This window comes from Streptomyces sp. NPDC002130, assembly GCF_040296465.1.
In the GTDB taxonomy this organism is placed as follows: Bacteria; Actinomycetota; Actinomycetes; order Streptomycetales; family Streptomycetaceae; genus Streptomyces.
In genome coordinates, this window is the sequence record NZ_JBEOXI010000942.1 from 1 (window position 1) to 1,288 (window position 1,288).

Here is a 1,288-nt window from a genome sequence, read left to right on the forward strand (position 1 = left end):
GACACGGGCGTACGGATCGCGCTCATCCGCCGCCCCGGGCGCCACGCGGACCGTCGCATGCCCGCCACGCGCCGGGTGTACGTGGCGCACGTCGTGAACGATTTTCAGGCGTCTTGGACGCTAGACCTGCGAATATGGAACAGGTTTCAGATCCATCTGAAATTCTTGGGCAAAAGGCACCCAAACCGGATCCTATTGGACTACCTTGATGTCAGTCACAGCCGCGGAAAGTGGGCACCCACCCCGGAGGGTCTCGGTTTCATAGTTCGACTGGGATTCTTTAATTGCTGCTTGGACCGGTTCTTTGTGGGCTGCATCAAGCATTCCAATGTAAATGTTCCGTGAGTATTCGCGGCCAATCGAAAGCGTGGGATTCAATATGATCGTCATGTTCCTGCAGACAACGGCGGCATTGTTCACCGACCTGCTGGGTAACGTCTGGTCCGGTTCGCTCATGCCGGGAATCGACGGGGTCACCGGATCGTTGGTTTCGGCAATCGACCTCAGTTGACGGAACCTGCAAGTTCTTCTTCCAATGTTATTGATGACAGGAGCGAATGATGGATCTGGGATCGATTGCGGACGTTCTCGAGGGCGAGGCCGGGGGGTTGATCAAAAACATTCTCGGGATGGCTTTGTTTACCCCGTTTATCGCCTCGGTTGACTTCGGGTGGCTCCCGAACGTCGACTGAGAAGTGAATTGCTTTACCCAGTGAACGAAATCAATCTCAAGGAGTGTGAAATACGGTGGACACAGCTAGTTTGATAGGTGCGCTCGCAAGCGTTGACGTCGGATCCCTCGTGGATCCACTGTTCTACTTGGTCAAGGTCGTTGACGGAATCTTCGTGTCGATCACCGGAAGCCTCAACATGGGCGGTGCGCTCGGTGAAGCTGCGGCGGGCAGCGTCCAATCGGTCCTCGGCTCCGTAGCCGGCCTGTAGAAGGAGAAGGAGAAAAGATGTTCGATCTCTTCCTGGACTACCTGTCCAAGATCGTCGATTTCGGATCGGTCGATCTCGTGGGCACGTTTGTGAAGTATTTGAACGCGCTGTCGTCTTCCCCCACGCCATAGAAAGAACGGAATCGGTCATGCTGCAAACTTATTTAACCGGAATGATCACGTGGGTATCGAACATGCTTGGTCTCACTTCCACTGGAAGCAAGATCATCAAGGATCCTCCACAGAAGCCGTGATCACTCCAGCGACTGCACCATATTGTCACAGGCCGTGGCGACGGCCGCCACCACGTAGGTCGCCCGGGCCCGCGAGGCGCGCGGCAGGATCGC

Annotated in this window: 2 protein-coding genes and 1 pseudogene; all 3 read left to right on the forward strand. The window is 55.8% G+C overall.

Features of this window, described 5'->3' with window-relative positions:
* A pseudogene (locus ABT116_RS47225) lies at nucleotides 1–96 on the forward strand (sucrase ferredoxin); the annotation flags it as partial.
* Nucleotides 97–379: 283 nt separating this feature from the next.
* Nucleotides 380–511, forward strand: coding sequence for a hypothetical protein (locus tag ABT116_RS47230; protein WP_003941539.1), 132 nt, complete (start codon nucleotides 380–382; stop codon nucleotides 509–511).
* Nucleotides 512–801: 290 nt separating this feature from the next.
* Nucleotides 802–942, forward strand: a complete 141-nt coding sequence (locus ABT116_RS47235) for a hypothetical protein (RefSeq protein WP_003941465.1) — start codon at nucleotides 802–804, stop codon at nucleotides 940–942.
* The last annotated feature ends 346 nt before the right edge of the window (nucleotides 943–1,288 follow it).